This is a genomic window from Curtobacterium subtropicum, from assembly GCF_030362975.1.
Taxonomy (GTDB): Bacteria; Actinomycetota; Actinomycetes; order Actinomycetales; family Microbacteriaceae; genus Curtobacterium; species Curtobacterium subtropicum.
In genome coordinates this window covers 1-16,311 of the sequence record NZ_JAUCMM010000006.1, presented here as the reverse complement: position 1 = coordinate 16,311, position 16,311 = coordinate 1, and the positions used below count along the sequence as shown (strand labels likewise).

The window sequence follows — 16,311 nt, the reverse complement described above, 5'->3', positions numbered from 1 at the left end:
AGTCACCAACCGTGCCCTCGTGCCGGTTCCTGGTCCTCCGTCGTTGCAGCGTCGGCGGACCAGAAGTCTTTCGCCTAGTGCATTGGGTCACCCTCGATGCGCTTCGGCTTGTAGTTCGTGACGCGGTCAACCAGATCCATCACGAAGTCGCGGTCTTCCTTCGAGAGACTGAAGAGGTCGACGTTGAGACCAATGTCGACGGAGCCTCCAGATGCGAGCTTCAGGCGATGCCGTGAAAGTCCGCCGGATTGCGGACTGGCAACGGCGGTCCCCCACGCCTGCCGCGCACGACGTCGAGCGACGTCAGTGTCACTGGCGTAGGTCATCTCTTTCGGCGACGAGGTTGTCTCGACCGCCCCGTCGGGACGCAGGACGTACTCGCGCACTGCAGACCGGGCCTCCTCGGAAGGGCTCATCCGGGCCACTCGCAAGAGATGGATGAACAGCGTGACCATGCGGGGCCGCTGGCTGGGAGGCCTGAACTGGCGGAAGACATCGAGAAGATCGTCCTGTGACGCAAGTACGGGATCGACGACTTCGAAGACCGGCGCGTAGACACGCCGAAGCAGCGCCCCAAGCCTGGACGAGAAGTCCGGACGGGACGAGGAGACCAACTCGTCGAACACCTCGGTCGTACGGTCTTCATCGTCCAAGAGCTCGAGCAACTTGAGCGCCTGCATCGTGCGGGGCACAAGGCTCTCGCGGATGTCAAGGGTCGCGAGCTCCTGCGCGCTGAAGCCACCCAGGGCAGGGTTACGGCGCTTCGCATCGATCACTGCCATGACCGCGGACGCCGGCGCGTACGGCGCGATCCCACCTCGTTCGATCACTGTTGCCTCCCTTCGAAGCCTGTACCGAGTGTACAGGATGAAACGCCTTCGGTACAGCATGTCTACGGTTCGCACGTTTATTCGAACACACGTTCGGTACACGACTTTCGACCTACTGTACGTGATGAGCCCTCGGTTCCATCGGGGCAGCTGAGCAGGCACGCGGAAATTCGACGTTTGGCGAGTCGATCAGCGCCGATCCGAACTCCGGGTAGGGGAACGACCGTAAATCCGGCCAGATCGGCGCTGAGCGGGTCGAGAAACGTCGAACTTCCGCTTGGCTGCACGCGGATTGCGTGGGAAAATGGAACTAGCGAAAGACGGCCCACTCGGCTCGCTTCGCTCCTCCCCCGAGAGCTAGGTCATCCGTTCAGTGGCTCGGGAGCGTGGACTCTGCTGGCACCACCTTGGCCGCCCAGTGGACAGAACGGATGTTGATTCCAGCTCTAGGAACGCATCCACCATGTCCCAGTACGTGACAGAGGCCTCAGCGGCCAAGCACTTCAACGTCCACCCCAGGACGATCGCCAACTGGATCGGCAAAGGCTTCATCCACGGCTATGCCGACGGCAGCGGCTCGATCTTCGTCGACCTCGACGAGGTCGAGCACGTGCTGCCAGACAACCCGCACATGCGCGACGGACGCCGCTCGCGCTACGGAGCCGACGCGAAGATCGTTCCGCTGCCGATCGTCCGCGAGGCTGTCACGGAGGACGCGAAGTGACCGGCCTCGCCGCAGAGCTCGACGCTCGGGACCGGCGGGAAGCCGCCCGCGCTCGTGCGCGCGCTCTCCCGCCTCTCACCGACGCCCAGGTCGCGCGCATCGCCACGCTGCTCACGCTCGGTGCCCCCTCGGGAGGTACCCGATGAGCGACAGCCAGCCGCCGATCAAGAGCCCGAACAGCCCATCCCGCAAGGGCGCCCCGAAGAACTGTGATGAGTGCGGACGCCGGTTCCGCCCCTGGGTCAAGGGCGGCAAGTTCTGCTCCGTGCAATGCCGCTCTACGTCCTGGTCACGACGCTTGCAGTCTGTTCGAGAACCGAGGCCGCAATCGCTCGTCAGCCCTGAGCAATCGAAGGCCATCCAGGACGAAGCGCGCGCTGCACTGAGGGACCTGAGAAAGCGGTTAGACGGATGAGCCCACGCAAGCAAGCATCGATTTGGGTGCACGAGTACCCAGCGTTGAGACTGTCCGGCTGGACCGAGATCCCGTCCGAGGCGTGGGGACCGGACTGGCGGGACAACTTCACTCCGCTGCAGTCGCAATCGGTGGAGGAAGCCCTCTTCCGTGGTCCACTTCGTCTGGGCGACGAGCTCGTGCCGAAGAACCGCGAGGATGAGTGGCGAGAACGCGTCACCGGCTCCAAGAAGGCGCTGCCGATCTTCGATCCAACCCAGGAACCGCCCACACGGCCCTACATCGCCGGGCTCTTGAACCATGGCCGAATCCCGGCGCTCTCTGGACCGAAGGGTGTCGGTAAGACGACGTTCGTCTGCCAACTGTGCGCGGCCCTCATCATCCGCAGCAGAGAGTTTCTCGGCGTCTTCGAGCCCGCCGAAGTCACAGCCGAGGAACGCGGTAGAGACGTGTGGCTCATCAACTCAGAAACCCACCCGAGCGCGGTGCACGAGGAACTGCTGCGCGCCGGTCTGGCCTTCGGCTATCGAGATGGTGTGCCTTGCTACCACGACCCCGCAGTAGTCGAGTGGGAGCAACAGGGAGTCCTCATCGTGGAGCATCTACCGAGGAACGGAGGGGCCGTCTCGTTCGACCTCACCGATAAAGCCAAGAGGCGGCTTTGGGAGGAACGGCTGATCAGTTTCGCTGCTCGGCGCCAGCCGCCGCTGACTGTTATTGCGGACGGGGTCACGGCAATGCTGGGCTCGAACACCAGTGGCTACGGAGTGTGGACGTCCGGCTTCCGACGCCTACTGCAAGAGGCTGGCATCCCGAACGGCCTTGGGGTTCTGCACTCGCCTATGTCGGCTGTCGGCGCCGGCCGGGCACCGACACCGATGAATGGCGTCGAATCGATGGGCGAGTGGGACGGAATCTGGTACTTCGGCGCATCCTCGTTCCCTGTCTTTGCCTCCACAGGCCGAGAGTTCTACACGGCGCCACGGATGGGCGACCCGGTCGTGCTCAATCACCGCATGACGATGGGTGATGACGGGATGATGCGACTCGTGCCGCGAGAAACCAAGGCCGCCGACCGGACGACCTCGAGCGGTGCCAGCGGAAACCCGACCGCAACCAGCGACGAGAACCAAGCGATGGACCAAGACGTACTCGCACGTCTGGCGGAGGCAGGAAGAACGGGCCTGACAGGAACCGAGGTGACCGGCTACGGACGCGAGGGCGCACTGCGGCGTGAAGCGCGGGATCGGCTCGTGGAGGCAGGCCTGATCTTTTCCATCACCGAAGGCAGGGGCTCTCGCTGGTTCCTGTCCGATCACCGCTGATCTCACTGTGTCCAGTGTCCCGTGTCCCGTGTCCTAGTGGGGGGGTGAGTGTCCTAGGACACTCCCCCACTAGGGACACGGGACACCGGACACGTCAGGCAGACGCCCCGGGCCACTCCCAGCGCTCCTTCGCCGCGACGAGACTCGCTCGGACCACAGCCGCCGTCGCAATGCCCTGCGTCACGTCGCGCCAGGCACGAAACAGGTCGCGGGTGTCGATGAAGCAACCGCCGCTCGCTGCGAGGACCGTGAGATCGGCTGACCCTGCCAGAGCCTTCGGACGGGTCGAAGGGTCTTGCTCTCGGAAGGAGTTAGCGATATGCCAAAGCCCCTCCGGCTCCTGACCCGTTTCCTTGAAGAAGACGAGGGCCGGTCGAGCCACCACTTGGCCCACGTCGTTGACCTTCGCGCCCTTGCCGTATCCCTTCACTTCCACGAGCGCGGTCCACATCACGCCGACGTCGGTAGCGAAGCTCACGCGTAGATCTTCTAGCTTCGCTCCAGTCTTCTCGTCGTGGTGGTCATCCATGTCAGCCACGTCGAAACCGAAGCTTTCGAGCGCAATCGCCACGGCGGCAACCAGGTCTTCACCCTGGCCGGTCAGCAGTCTCAGCGCGCCCGACGCCGCATCTGCTTGTTGAACCTCGAGTTTGGCCAGGTAGCCCGCGTCTCGTTGGTCAAAGTCGGCGATCACCCGCTCTTTCTCGATGCGGAGAGCGCGCACTTCTGCACGTGTGGAGAGTACCTCCGGCGTCGCCCAATCGTCCCGCGATCGCCAGTCCGGCTCCGACGGGAAACGGCCGGGTTCCACATCGTGCAGAAGGCGCAGGACGAGCGCCAGCCACTCAACGTGGTGCGTCGTCTCTGCGGGCAAAGCCCACATAAGGTCGGTCGAGTAGTGAAAGAGGGCTGCCCAGGCAACGTGTTCCTCACCGGCGGTGACTAGCTTGGTGAAGCGTGGCGGAAGGTTGCGAAGCCCCTTCCTGATCCCCGGCCCTGGATCATTCGCCACGACCGAACGTTCCAGCAAACGACGCTGCTCGCCCTCGATCCCCTCGGGAACCCTCGTCTCGCGGGCAAACGACGGGACCTCCCGATCCGTTCTCCGCTCGACGCCGTTCTGTCTGAACGCTCGAAACCCGAGCGCACCGAAGGTCAGGCTGTGGATGGCCCTTCCACGATACGGAACGTCCGCGAACGAGACGAGCAAGTCCCAATCGGAATCGTGAATCTCCCAAGGAAGAGTGCTGGCGGTGATGCGGAAGGCTGTTCCGGCGAGCACTTCGAGCTCCCGGTACAAATCGTCCGGCACTGCCTCGAAAAGGATGCGCGGATGGGGAGCGTCGGGCATGGCTTGACTGTACCGAGAACGTCAGACACACCAGTCGCTACTGCACCGCGAGTCTCAGTAGGACGCGATTGTCGGCGGGAACTGCGCCATGTGACGAGCGAATGCCTCGTAGCGCCTCTCGGGATCCCTGATGCGGTCCACCTCAGCGAGGGATCGCGCCGCCTCCGTCGTCTGAGACGGCTTGTACGAGAACGTCTGGGTGCGTGCCGTCATCGCCTGGGTGGTCTTCTGCTGCTCGCTCATGGCTGCTCCTTCGTCGGAAAGTCGACGCTCGGTCAGGGAGCCCGACCCGAGCACCGTGGTCGTTCCCAGTTGCACAGTGCTCGCGGCCGCGTTCCGCATGTAGTCGGGCACCCAGAGCGAACGTCGCCAATCACTGACTACTATAGGTCGAAACCGTGCCTGCAACAGTAGTACGGTGTGTATCGAGCGCCGGGACCTCTCCGACGCCAAAGGACGCCGCTGGCAGTAGGGCCGGGCCTGAGATCGAAGGCCGATCCATGCCCCCTACCAAGACCGAGTCCGCTCGCGATGCGCTCGCCCATCAGGATGCGCTGAGGACGCAAGGCAGCCTCGCCCGCGGTCGACAGCGGATCGAGAAGGCGTTGTCGCTTCCGTGCCCGCAGTGCGCTGCCGCACCGGGCGTGTACTGCTTGCCCAGCATCAACGGCTTCTGCCGGTACCGCTACGAGAAGGGCCTGGCCCTGTCGGTCCCGCCACAGGTGCCGCGCGGGGTTCCGATCCCGCCTCTCGCGCTGCCCGAGACGAGGACCGAGCCGGACCGCCGCCACCCCAACCGCCACCCCGTTCGGAGCGCCCGATGATCCCCCAGCAGCCTCGGTTCGTTCAGATCACCCACGCAGACGTGATGGCCGCGCAGCGAGCCGAGAAGGACACCGAGCAGAGCCGAGAGGTCGACGTGGAGCGGGAGCACAATCGGCGAGCGCGGGAGCGAACCTTTGCCGTCGTCGATGCGATAGCCCCCGCTCCGAAGCGGTACCGCTACGGGATCCGTGTGGAGGAGCGTGGCAACGTGTCGCAGACCTTCGCGTGCAACTGCGGGAAGCATTCGCACGGCCACGGAAAGCCCGAGCACCCCGACGCTTTCGGATCGATCATCGAGCCCACCCGGTTTGAAGTGGCACCGACGCAGCGGGTCAAGAAGCCGGACGCCGCCGCTGGCTTGGCAATCCAGCGCCGCGCCGACGCTCTCGCTCAGCGCGTACGAGACAGCCGGAGGCAGCGCCCGACGATCGATCGGAAGCGCCGATGAGCCCGAGCCTCACGCCGGACGAGTGGAAGCGATTCCTGACCACCGGCAGCACGACCAGCCCTGACACCGAGCCGGGACTGCCATGCCGGGACTGCGGCGTGCTCGTCGCCGCCGGAGAGGGACCCATCGAGACCGTGACGGCGACGGAGCGGGAGCGAGTGCTTCCTGTCCGCTCATCCGAACCCGTGATCCGTACTGAGGAGATCCTGCCGTTCGAGATCCAGCTGTCGCAGTGCTCGCGATGCCGAGCACGTAACAGGGCGGCGGCCAACCTGGTGGACGAGTACCCGTCGCTCTCGCGCTCGCTCGGTGACCGCTGGTACGCGACGCTCGCCTTCGAGGCCATGCTGCTCGTGCCCGACGTGGTCGGCATGGACTGGCGATCGATCGTGAAGGGAGGGCAGAAGAGCGTCAGAGTCGCGATGGCACACTTCCGTCCCCTCGGAGGCGCGGCTCGGTGGTCGTCGCTGGTGACGCCGGTCATCCGGCACGACGCGACACAGCCCACTCGGATCCGATGGCGGCACCTCTCCGAAGAACTCGTCGACCGGTTCCGAGACGCCTACGGCGAGATGTTGGCTGACCTCACGGACGGCCCGCGGATGGTCCCGCCGCCCGAGGGGAACGAGTTCCGCACCGCGCTTCGCGGCTGCCTGCTCTGTGGAGTTGGGACGGCCACTGCGATGCGAAACCAGGCGTCGTTCGTCTGGGGGCCGCTTCGCGGGGCTGACCCTGGGCTACTGGGCGGCCAGCGTCTCCCCCACGACATCTACGGCTACCTCTGCCCGACGTGCGCCCGTGCTGTCGCGTCCGTAGGTCCGGGGATCGGACCGACCGGGATGGAGAAGGCGCTCTTCGCGTTCCTCGAGATCACTCCCCCGGAGCTTGCCGAGGACAAAGTCGCAGAGTTCGGCCGAACGACGGTGCAGGTGAGCCACCTCCGCGCCTGGTGCGCCCTGCCTGCCGGCACTCCTCCGAACGTGACACCCTGGGCGCACGTATCCGGTCTAGGGGAGCTTGCCGAAGGGCTGCGGAGCGCGATCGGAGCTCGCTAGGCAGGAGCACCTCTCCGCCAGGCGAAAAAGTGAAACTCCCAGGTCAGAAATCTGTCAAAAAGTTGGTTTCGACTCGTCCACGTGCCGCCCGCCGAGCGCGACCAGCTCGGCGGCGAGCGCTCGGGCGCGTCGCTCCGGGAGTTCCGGCCGCGCGCGTTCGAGTCCCCGTCCCCGGTCGACCCAGGTGCCCTGACCGCCGACGACGAGCACGTCGGTCGTGGCAGCGTCGGAGACGAGTGCCGCGAGTTCCTCGAACACCACCGGGTCGAACGTCCTGCGCCGCCGGGCGCGCTCGGCCCCGGGCAGGAACGGCGACCCGACGTGCCCACCGGAGCCCACCGTCCCAGCGGCGTCGTGGTCGTCCCGGGTGGTGTCGGCGCGGTGGCGGTGCATGCGTCGACGCTAGGTCCGAGGACAGCGCGCGGCGCAGGGATCGGTATGTCCTGTGGACACCGTGCTGCACAACCCTCGGACGCACTGTGTTGTACCCCGTCACGCAAAGCCGTACCCCGTTCGGTCTCCGGTCTCGACCTCGGGGAAGCAGCCGGGACGGTGCGGACGATCGACCTCGACCGCGCTCACCGGGCAGGTCGTGCCCGGCACGGACCTGCAACGAGGGCATGGACAGCTCTGTCCACTCTTCGGCACCAGGATGCGGATCGACGCCTCGGTCGCGAGGGCACTGCACGACAGGCGTCGGACAAAAAGAAGAGGCGGCACCTGTTGGGGGGAACTGGTGCCGCCTTGACATCGGTGGATTGGGGGGAATCCGGCCCGGTGCCACCGGAAACGAATCCGGCAGGAACCACTGTACCCCATGACGACCCCTGCTCGGCAACCCCTGGCCGGAATCTGCAACGCGGCCCCGCAGCACCGCCTCGTCGCGCTGCCCTCCGGGGGTAGTCTCCGACTGCACCCCAGCCGCAACGATGCGAGAGGACACCGATGTCCACACCGACACAGGCCGACGAACGCCACGAGGACGGCCCGACGTTCGCTCCCCCGGCGGACTTCGTCGCGGACGCCGTCGCGCACGAGGACCTGCACGAGGCCGCCACCGCCGACCGCGAGGCGTTCTGGGCGGACCAGGCCCGGTCGCTGCTCGACTGGCGCACGCCCTTCACCAGGACGCTCGACTGGTCGGGGGCGCCGTTCGCGAAGTGGTTCGACGACGGTGAGCTCAACGTCGCCGAGAACTGCCTCGACCGGCACGTCCGTGCGGGCAACGGCGATCGGGTCGCGCTCCACTTCGAGGGCGCCCCGGGTGACACCCGCCGGATCACGTACGCGGAACTCACCGCCGAGGTGCAGCGTGCCGCGAACATGCTCACCGACCTCGGGGTGGGGCAGGGCGACCGCGTCGTCGTCTACATGCCCCTCGTCCCCGAGGCCGTCGTCACGATGCTCGCCGTCGCCCGCATCGGCGCCGTGCACTCGGTCGTGTTCGGCGGCTTCAGCGCCGAGAGCCTCCGCGCCCGGATCGAGGACGCCGGCGCGAAGCTCGTCGTCACCGCGGACGGCGGGTGGCGACGCGGAGCGGTCTCGCCGCTCAAGCCCGCCGTCGACGAGGCCCTGACCGGCGAGGGGACGGACACCGTCGAGCACGTGCTCGTCGTCAAGCGCGGCGGCAACGACATCGCCTGGAACGACCGCGACCTGTGGTGGCACGACGAACTGGCGAAGGCGGCACCCGAGCACGAGGCGCAGGCGTTCCCCGCCGAGACCCCCCTGTTCATCCTGTACACCTCGGGCACGACCGGGAAGCCGAAGGGCATCGTGCACACGTCCGGCGGGTACCTGACGCAGGCCGCCTACACGCACCGGAACGTGTTCGACATGCACCCGGAGAAGGACGTCTACTGGTGCACCGCCGACATCGGGTGGATCACCGGGCACTCGTACGTCGTCTACGGCCCGCTCGCCAACGGGGTGACCCAGGTGCTCTACGAGGGCACCCCCGACGAGCCGAAGCCCGGCCGCTGGTGGGACATCGTCGACCGCTACGGCGTCACCGTCCTCTACACCGCGCCGACCGCCGTCCGCGCGGCGATGAAGGCCGGACGGCAGATCCCGGAGGCGCGGAGCCTCGAGAGCCTCCGCCTGCTCGGCAGCGTCGGCGAGCCGATCAACCCCGAGGCGTGGCAGTGGTACCGGCAGGTCATCGGCCACGACCGGACGCCGATCGTCGACACCTGGTGGCAGACCGAGACCGGCGCGATCATGATCTCGGCACTGCCCGGGGTCACCAGGCTCAAGCCCGGCGCCGCGCAGACCCCGCTGCCGGGCATCGTCGCCGAGATCGTCGACGAGGAGGGCCACCGCGCCGACCCCGGCGAGAGCGGCTACCTGACGATCACGGAGCCGTGGCCGTCGATGGCCCGCGGCATCTGGAACGACCCCGAGCGGTTCGTCGAGACGTACTGGAGCCGCTTCCCCGGCCGCTACTTCGCCGGTGACGGCGCGCGGCTCGACGGGCAGGGCGACATCTGGGTGCAGGGCCGCGTCGACGACGTCATGAACGTCTCCGGCCACCGGCTCTCCACCGCGGAGATCGAGTCCGCCCTGGTCGGGCACGAGGGCGTTGCCGAAGCGGCCGTCGTCGGCGCCGCCGACGAGACGACCGGTCAGGCGGTCGTCGCGTTCGTCATCCTCACCGCCGAGGCGGCCGAGGGCGTCGACCGCGCGTCGGTCTCGAAGGAGCTCCGCGACTGGGTCGGCGTCCGCATCGGCGCGATCGCGAAGCCACGGCAGGTCGTCGTCGTGCCGGAGCTGCCGAAGACGCGCTCGGGCAAGATCATGCGCCGTCTGCTCCGCGACGCGGCCGAGGGCCGTCGCATCGGTGACACGACCACACTGGCCGACCCGACGATCATGGCGACCATCGCTGACCTCATGTAGCAGGAACGACGCGAGCCGCGCCTCCCGTCCGGTCGGGAGGCGCGGCTCGCGTCACGTGCGTCGCTGACGGTCCGTCAGTCGGTCAGCTCCACCACCAGCTCGACCTCGACCGGCGCGTCCATCGGCAGCACGGCTACGCCCACCGCGCTGCGCGCGTGGACCCCGGCTTCCCCGAAGACCTCGCCGACCAGGGTCGACGCCCCGTTGGCGACGGCCGGCTGGCCGGTGAAGGACGGGTCCGAGGCGACGAACACCGTCACCTTGACGACCCGGGCGACGCGGTCGAGGGAACCGGCCACGGACTGCACGGCCGCGAGGGCGTTCAGCGCGGCGACGCGCGCCTCGGCGGTGGCGGTCTCGGCGTCGACCCCGGCCCCGACCTTGCCCGTGACCGGCAGCGCACCGTCGACGAAGGGCAGCTGCCCGGCCGTGTACACGTACTGCCCGGTGACGACGGCGGGCACGTAGGCGGCGACGGGGGCGGCGACCGCGGGGATGGTCAGCCCGAGCTCGGCGAGCCGGTCGGCGACGGTCACGCGTCGGCCTTCGGGCGCTTCAGGTAGGCGACGAGCCCGCCCTCGGGACCGGTGACGACCTGGACCAGCTCCCACCCCTCGTCCCCGTGGGCGTTGAGGATGGCGGCGGTGTTGTGGATCATCAGCGGCGTGGTGAAGTACTCCCAGCGAGTCATGCGGTTCCTTGCCAGCCTTTCAGTCGTGGGCGTCGTTTAGGCTGCATCCTATGTCTGCCCAGAAGTCTGCCCCGCGGACCAAGCCCGTCTCCGCGATCGGCGCCTTCGTCGGTTTCGTCGGCTTCAGCGCGCTCGCCGGCCTGCTGGTGACGATCGGGGTCACCCCGGCGATCGCCGTCGCCGGTGTCACGACGACCTCGACCATCGGCGTGTTCGAGTCCCTGCCGGAGTACATCGAGATCGGTGACCTCCCGCAGCGCAACGAGATCTACGCGTACAGCAACGGGCAGCCGATCAAGCTCGCGACGGTCTACGACCAGAACCGCGAGGAACTCCAGTACGACCAGATCAGCGACCAGCTGAAGAACGCCGCGATCGACGGCGAGGACAAGCGCTTCTGGGACCACGGTGGCGTCGACATGACCTCGCTCGTCCGTGCGGGCGTCGGCAGCATCGCGGGCGGGCTCGGTGAGTCCGGCGGTGGGTCGACCCTGACGATGCAGCTCGTGCGCAACATCAAGATGCAGCAGGCCCTCGAGCTCCCGACCGAGGAAGAGCGCGAGAAGGCGTACAACGACGCCGTCGAGCAGACCATCCCCCGCAAGCTCGAGGAGATGAAGCTCGCCATCGGCCTGGCGAAGAAGTACTCGCACAAGGAGATCCTCACCGGGTACCTGAACATCGCCTACTTCGGCGACCAGACGTACGGCGTGCAGGCCGCTGCGCAGCACTACTTCAACAAGTCGGCCACCGACCTCACCCCGGCCGAGGCCGCGTCGATCCTGGCGATCGTGCAGTCGCCGAACACGCGCAACCTGGCGAAGCCGGAGAACTACGAGGCGAACAAGGCCCGCCGTGACGTCATCCTCAAGTCGATGTACGCGCAGAAGCACCTGACGAAGGAGGAGTTCGACCAGGCGATCGCGTCGAACCCCGCGGACTACGTGCACCTGACCGAACCCAGCCAGGGCTGCCAGTCGGCGGCCGGCAACGGCGCGCAGTTCTTCTGCGACTACGCGGTGAAGGTCGTCAAGAAGATGTCGCAGCTCGGCGGCACCCAGAAGGAGCGTGACCAGGCGTGGCGCAACGGTGGGTACAAGATCCAGACGACGCTCGACATCGACCTGACCGCGCAGCAGAAGGCCCTGCTGACCAAGTACGACCCGAACACCGAGTCCCGCCTGCAGCTCGGCAGCGCGCTCAACTCGGTCGAGGCCTCGACCGGGCGCATCCTCACCATGGCGCAGAACAAGGACTACGACCAGTCCCTGCAGTCGCCCCCGACCGCGACGTCCATCAACTACAGCGTCGACAAGGAGTACGGCGGCTCCATCGGCTTCCAGGTCGGCTCGACGTACAAGGTGTTCACCCTGCTCGACTGGCTGAAGGCCGGACACGGTCTGAACGAGAGCGTCAACGGCACCCCGCACAACACGTCGCGGTGGACCCAGTGCGGCTCGACGATCACGTCGCCGTGGGCGCCCAAGAACGACTCCGCGGGTGAGAACGGGCAGTTCACCGTCGCCCGGGCGACGGCGCTCTCCGTGAACGCCGCGTTCGCGTCGATGGCCGCGAAGCTCGACCTCTGCGACATCCGCCAGACCGCCCAGGACCTCGGCGTGCACTCCGCCGACGAGAAGACGGAGCTGAACGCGTACCCGTCGTCGATCCTCGGCACGAACAACATCGCGCCGCTCACGATGGCCTCGGCCTACGCGACGATCGCGAACAACGGCACGTACTGCTCCCCGATCGCGATCGACCAGATCACCGACGCGGCCGGCAAGCAGCTCGGCGGCCAGCCCAAGCAGTGCAAGCAGGTCCTCGACCCGAGCGTCGCCGCGACCGCTGCCTTCGCACTGCGCGGCACCATCCAGTCCGGTACCGCCGTCGGCGCGCAGACCCCGGACGGCACGCAGCTGTTCGCCAAGACGGGCACGACGGACAACGCCGAGCAGATCTGGCTCGTCGGTGCGAGCTCGACGGTCGCGACCGCCTACTGGCAGGGCAACACCGACGGCGCGAAGACCAGCCTGCGGAAGTACAGCAGCGGCGCGGGCTACGGCACCTACGCGATGCAGCGTGCACACGTCTGGCAGCAGGCGATGATCCCGATCAACCAGCTGCACCCGGCCGATCCGTTCCCGACGCCGTCGCAGACCGCCCTGCGCGGGAACAGCGTCGCCGTGCCCGATGTCAGCGGCAAGACCGCCGACGACGCGCGCGCCACCCTCGCCGGTGCCGGCTTCACCTACGTCGACGGCGGCGCGCAGGCCGGTGGCGGCACCCCCGGCACCGTGTCGTCGACGTCCCCGGCGGCCGGTTCACTCCTGTCGACCGGGTCGAGCGTGACGGTGTACACGACCGACGGCAGCCAGACGACGATCCCGCAGATCACGGGCAAGAGCGTCGGTGACGCCCGCAGCGCCCTGCAGGGAGCGGGGATCACGAACGTCGCGCTGGCCGGCGCCTTCGCCAAGGGCGACGGCGGCAACCAGTGCACGGTCGCCTCGGTCGACCCCGGTGAGGGCACCGCGGTCGGCAAGGACGCGACCGTCACGGTGCAGCTGTTCGGCGACAAGGACGGCAACGCCCCGAAGGACTGCAGGTGAGCCGCGGTCGCGCCGCGCTGGGAGTGATCGCAGCGGGCGCGGCCGTCGGAGCGGCGACGGCGGCGTGGGGTTCCCTCGTCGAGCGTCGCCGCTTCGGCATCCGCTGGGAGACCGTGCCGGTGCTGCCGGAGGGCTCGCGGGACGTGACCGTCCTGCACCTCTCAGACATCCACATGGCCCCCTGGCAGGCCGACAAGCAGCAGTGGCTGCGTGACCTCAGCCTGGTCGAACCGGACTTCGTCGTGAACACCGGCGACAACCTCGGGCACCCGACCGCCAACGCAGCGGTCGAGTACGCGCTCGAGCCGTTCCGCGGTGTCCCGGGGGCGTTCGCACACGGGTCGAACGACTTCTACGGCCCCGCACCACGCAACCCGTTCAAGTACTTCACCGGTCCGAGCAGCCACCACACCGGGCGGCGTCCGGTCGAGCTCGACGTCGACCGGCAGACGGCGTTCTTCGAGTCCCTCGGGTGGCTCGACGTCAACGACCAGGCGCACGCGATCGAACTCCGGGGATCCCGGTTCGAGCTCTTCGGCACGTCGGATGCGCACCGCGACTGGGACCGCCTCGACCTGCTGCCCACGAACGTCGACGAGATGCGCAGCGCCGTGCCGTGGACCGAGGACGAGGACGGCCCCTCCCCCGTCGCGATCGGCATCACGCACGCCCCGTACCGTCGCGTCCTCGACGCCTTCGTCGACCAGGGTGCCGACATCGTCTTCGCCGGGCACACCCACGGTGGTCAGGTGCAGGTCCCGGGGGTCGGCGCGCTCGTGACGAACTCGGACCTGCCGCGCCAGTACGTGAGCGGGCTGCACAGGTGGCAGCACCGCGGGCACTGGTCGTGGCTCGAGGTCTCGGCGGGCATCGGCACGTCGATCTACGCGCCCGTGCGGTTCTCCTGCCGCCCCGAGGCCGTCGTCGTGACCCTCACCGCGAAGACCTCCTGAGCGGACCAGCGCCACGACGCGCCCGGGTGTTCCGCAGATGGTCGTGAGCACCCTCGAACGTCCGGTAGACTTTCCTGGTCGCTCCGGTTCGGAGCAACCACACCGCGGGGTGTGGCGCAGCTTGGTAGCGCGCCTCGTTCGGGACGAGGAGGTCGCAGGTTCAAATCCTGTCACCCCGACACTGTGTTGAGACAGTAGAACAGCAAGGCCCTGATCCAGTCGGATCAGGGCCTTGCTGCTTCATGCAGGCAGAGCCGGTTCCCGGTCGGGTCCACGAGCCGGTCGGGTCCACGAGCCGGTCGCAGGCACGGACCGCCTGGTCCCTGTGCCTTCGGACACAGCGGCCGACGGGAGCGCTCGTCGAGGCCGACTCCCCCGCTACGCTCGCAACCGTCATGACGATCCCCGCTCCACTCGCCGCCGTCCTCGCGGAGATCGGCGCCCGCTTCCCCGAACTCGCCGACGACCCGGTCCTCGCGGAGAGCCTCCTCGACAACGTGACGTCCATGATCAGCGAGGCCCACGAGCGCTACGCGTCCGGCGGGGGCACGGCGAGCATCGTGAGCGACCGCTACCTGGACCCAGCGCACCTCGCGACCGGCGCACTGCACGCCGAGCACGCCCAGCACCCGGCCGGTGCCATGCTCGCGGCCGAGATGCTGTTCGACGCCTACCTGCCGGTCTTCGTGGACGAGGTCGACGCCCGCACCACCGCCGAGGTCCTGCGCGCCTCGCGCGCGCTGCACGCCGGCGTCTGGAGTCGTTTCCCCGCCGGGGCGATCGCGTACACCGAGGCGCTGCGGCAGCGCGTGACCACGACCAACCTCGACTCGCGCGAGCAGATCGCCAGGGACCTGCACGACCGCGTCGCGCACGGGGTCCTCGCCGGTCTGCAGCGGCTCGACCTGGTCCTGCTGACCGACCCCGCCGACGGCGAGCGGACCGCGCAGCTCGAGGCCGCCGCGCGGCTGCTGCGCGGGGCGTTGACCGACGTGCAGGACCTCGCCCTGTCCCTGCACGCCCGGGTCGGTGACGACCGGCTCGACGACGCCCTCCGCCGCCACGTCGACGACCTGTTCCCCGGGGACGACCGACTCGCGATCACGACGACGGGGGTCGCCGGCACGCTGCCGAACTGGAAGGCCGAGGAGGCGTTGACGATCCTGCTCGAAGCGCTCACCAACCGACGGAAGCACGCACCCGGGTCCGCGGCGACGGTGGAGTTCGCCTGGTCCCCGGCGACGGTCGTCGTGACGGTGCGGGACGACGGACCCGGTTTCACGCCGGGCGCCGTCCCGGAGGGCCGGCTCGGTCAGCGGACCATGCGGGAGCGCGCGGGTGTGCTCGGCGCCCGCCTCGACGTCGAGAGTGCGCCCGGCGCGGGCACCACCGTCCGCCTGTCCGTCCCGAGGGGCGCCCTGTGACCGCCGTCACGCACGTCGCGCTGGTCGACGACCACCGGCTCTTCCGTGAGGGGCTCGCGACGATCCTGTCCGCCGTGCCGACGATCCGCGTGGTCGCGCACGGGGAGCGTCCGTCCGATGTGCTCGACTCCCCCGAAGCGGCGGCGATCGACGTGCTCCTGCTCGACGTCGAGCTCGACGGGCCGCCGGCGCGGACGACCATCGCGACCGTCCGCCGGACGCACCCGCACATCAGCGTGGTGGTGCTGACGATGCACCGCGACGCGGTCCTCCGCCGTGCCCTGCTCGACGCCGGCGCGGTGGACTTCGTGACGAAGGACGTCCCGAGCCGCGAACTCGTCGACCGGATCGTGCGCGCGGCCCGCGCGGGTGCGTCGCCGGTGACCTTCCCGGTCGACCTCGTCACCGACGCGCGTGCCGGGTCGCCGCTCAGCGACCGCGAGCTCGAGGTGCTCCAGCTCGTCGCCGCCGCACGGTCGAACGCCGAGATCGCCGCCGAGCTCGGGCTGGCCGTCGGCACGGTCAAACGGCACGTCTACAACGTCTACCGCAAGCTCGACGTCGGCACACGCGTCGCTGCGATCACCGCCGCGAAGCGCCTCGGCCTGCTCGCCTGACCGCAGCGGGCACCCCCGCTAGCTGTGATGTTCAGGCAGGTTGTTGAGTCTGCTGATGGGTGGTGCTCCGATGGCGGAGTGAGTCCTGTGGTGATTGTAGAAGTGGAGCCAGCCCGGGAGCGCTTGTCGGCGTTCGGTCTCTG

The 16,311-nt window shown here is 68.3% G+C and carries 15 protein-coding genes, 1 tRNA gene and 1 pseudogene; 10 read left to right on the top strand and 7 right to left on the bottom strand.

The annotated features are described in order from the left end of the window. Window positions 1–74: 74 nt before the first annotated feature. Window positions 75–830 (bottom strand): DUF5343 domain-containing protein, encoded by a 756-nt coding sequence (locus tag QUG98_RS09770; protein ID WP_289470349.1) that lies wholly within the window; start codon window positions 828–830, stop codon window positions 75–77. A gap of 463 nt (window positions 831–1,293) precedes the next feature. Here QUG98_RS09770 and QUG98_RS09765 point away from each other — a divergent pair, with 463 nt between their 5' ends. Continuing rightward, window positions 1,294–1,554, top strand: coding sequence for a MerR family transcriptional regulator (locus QUG98_RS09765; protein WP_289470348.1), 261 nt, complete (start codon window positions 1,294–1,296; stop codon window positions 1,552–1,554). Window positions 1,555–1,995: 441 nt separating this feature from the next. Continuing rightward, complete coding sequence (locus QUG98_RS09760) at window positions 1,996–3,294, top strand: AAA family ATPase (RefSeq protein WP_289470347.1); 1,299 nt, start codon at window positions 1,996–1,998, stop codon at window positions 3,292–3,294. A gap of 94 nt (window positions 3,295–3,388) precedes the next feature. Here QUG98_RS09760 and QUG98_RS09755 read toward each other — a convergent pair whose 3' ends face one another. Continuing rightward, window positions 3,389–4,645 (bottom strand): hypothetical protein, encoded by a 1,257-nt coding sequence (locus tag QUG98_RS09755; RefSeq protein ID WP_289470346.1) that lies wholly within the window; start codon window positions 4,643–4,645, stop codon window positions 3,389–3,391. Window positions 4,646–4,699: 54 nt separating this feature from the next. Then, on the bottom strand, window positions 4,700–4,888 hold the full coding sequence (locus QUG98_RS09750) for a hypothetical protein (protein WP_289470345.1): 189 nt from the start codon (window positions 4,886–4,888) through the stop codon (window positions 4,700–4,702). A gap of 577 nt (window positions 4,889–5,465) precedes the next feature. On the opposite strand from QUG98_RS09750, the gene QUG98_RS09745 reads away from it, so the two are divergent. After that, window positions 5,466–5,918, top strand: a complete 453-nt coding sequence (locus QUG98_RS09745) for a hypothetical protein (RefSeq protein ID WP_289470344.1) — start codon at window positions 5,466–5,468, stop codon at window positions 5,916–5,918. After that, window positions 5,915–6,973, top strand: a complete 1,059-nt coding sequence (locus QUG98_RS09740) for a hypothetical protein (RefSeq protein WP_289470343.1) — start codon at window positions 5,915–5,917, stop codon at window positions 6,971–6,973. The genes QUG98_RS09745 and QUG98_RS09740 overlap by 4 nt, the downstream gene beginning before the upstream one ends. A gap of 54 nt (window positions 6,974–7,027) precedes the next feature. On the opposite strand, the gene QUG98_RS09735 is transcribed toward QUG98_RS09740, so the two are convergent. Then, window positions 7,028–7,366 (bottom strand): hypothetical protein, encoded by a 339-nt coding sequence (locus QUG98_RS09735; protein WP_289470342.1) that lies wholly within the window; start codon window positions 7,364–7,366, stop codon window positions 7,028–7,030. 552 nt (window positions 7,367–7,918) lie between these two features. On the opposite strand from QUG98_RS09735, the gene acs reads away from it, so the two are divergent. Then, window positions 7,919–9,871, top strand: a complete 1,953-nt coding sequence (gene acs / locus QUG98_RS09730) for an acetate--CoA ligase (RefSeq protein ID WP_289470340.1) — start codon at window positions 7,919–7,921, stop codon at window positions 9,869–9,871. Window positions 9,872–9,945: 74 nt separating this feature from the next. Here the strand turns inward: acs and QUG98_RS09725 are convergent, their stop codons facing one another. Both QUG98_RS09725 and sp36 read right to left on the bottom strand, forming a co-directional pair. Next, window positions 9,946–10,407 (bottom strand): RidA family protein, encoded by a 462-nt coding sequence (locus tag QUG98_RS09725; protein ID WP_289470339.1) that lies wholly within the window; start codon window positions 10,405–10,407, stop codon window positions 9,946–9,948. Then, on the bottom strand, window positions 10,404–10,562 hold the full coding sequence (gene sp36 / locus QUG98_RS09720) for a Sp36 family protein (RefSeq protein WP_111227112.1): 159 nt from the start codon (window positions 10,560–10,562) through the stop codon (window positions 10,404–10,406). The genes QUG98_RS09725 and sp36 overlap by 4 nt, the downstream gene beginning before the upstream one ends. Window positions 10,563–10,612: 50 nt before the next feature. Between sp36 and QUG98_RS09715 the strand changes: the two genes are divergently transcribed. The 5 genes from QUG98_RS09715 (at window position 10,613) to QUG98_RS09695 (ending at window position 16,168) form a co-directional block, all read left to right on the top strand. After that, the gene (locus tag QUG98_RS09715) at window positions 10,613–13,174 is read left to right on the top strand and encodes a transglycosylase domain-containing protein (RefSeq protein ID WP_289470338.1); all 2,562 of its coding nucleotides are present in this window, start codon (window positions 10,613–10,615) and stop codon (window positions 13,172–13,174) included. Beyond that, the gene (locus tag QUG98_RS09710; protein ID WP_289470337.1) at window positions 13,171–14,127 is read left to right on the top strand and encodes a metallophosphoesterase; all 957 of its coding nucleotides are present in this window, start codon (window positions 13,171–13,173) and stop codon (window positions 14,125–14,127) included. Before QUG98_RS09715 ends, QUG98_RS09710 begins: the two co-directional genes overlap by 4 nt. A gap of 105 nt (window positions 14,128–14,232) precedes the next feature. Further along, window positions 14,233–14,306: transfer RNA gene (locus QUG98_RS09705), tRNA-Pro, on the top strand. A gap of 216 nt (window positions 14,307–14,522) precedes the next feature. Beyond that, window positions 14,523–15,551 carry a sensor histidine kinase gene (locus QUG98_RS09700; protein ID WP_289470336.1) on the top strand — a complete coding sequence of 343 codons (1,029 nt, stop codon included), beginning with the start codon at window positions 14,523–14,525 and terminating at the stop codon, window positions 15,549–15,551. Further along, the gene (locus QUG98_RS09695) at window positions 15,548–16,168 is read left to right on the top strand and encodes a response regulator transcription factor (protein WP_289470335.1); all 621 of its coding nucleotides are present in this window, start codon (window positions 15,548–15,550) and stop codon (window positions 16,166–16,168) included. The genes QUG98_RS09700 and QUG98_RS09695 overlap by 4 nt, the downstream gene beginning before the upstream one ends. An 18-nt stretch (window positions 16,169–16,186) precedes the next feature. Here the strand turns inward: QUG98_RS09695 and QUG98_RS09690 are convergent. Then, window positions 16,187–16,311 (bottom strand): annotated as a pseudogene (locus QUG98_RS09690) (IS481 family transposase); the annotation flags it as partial.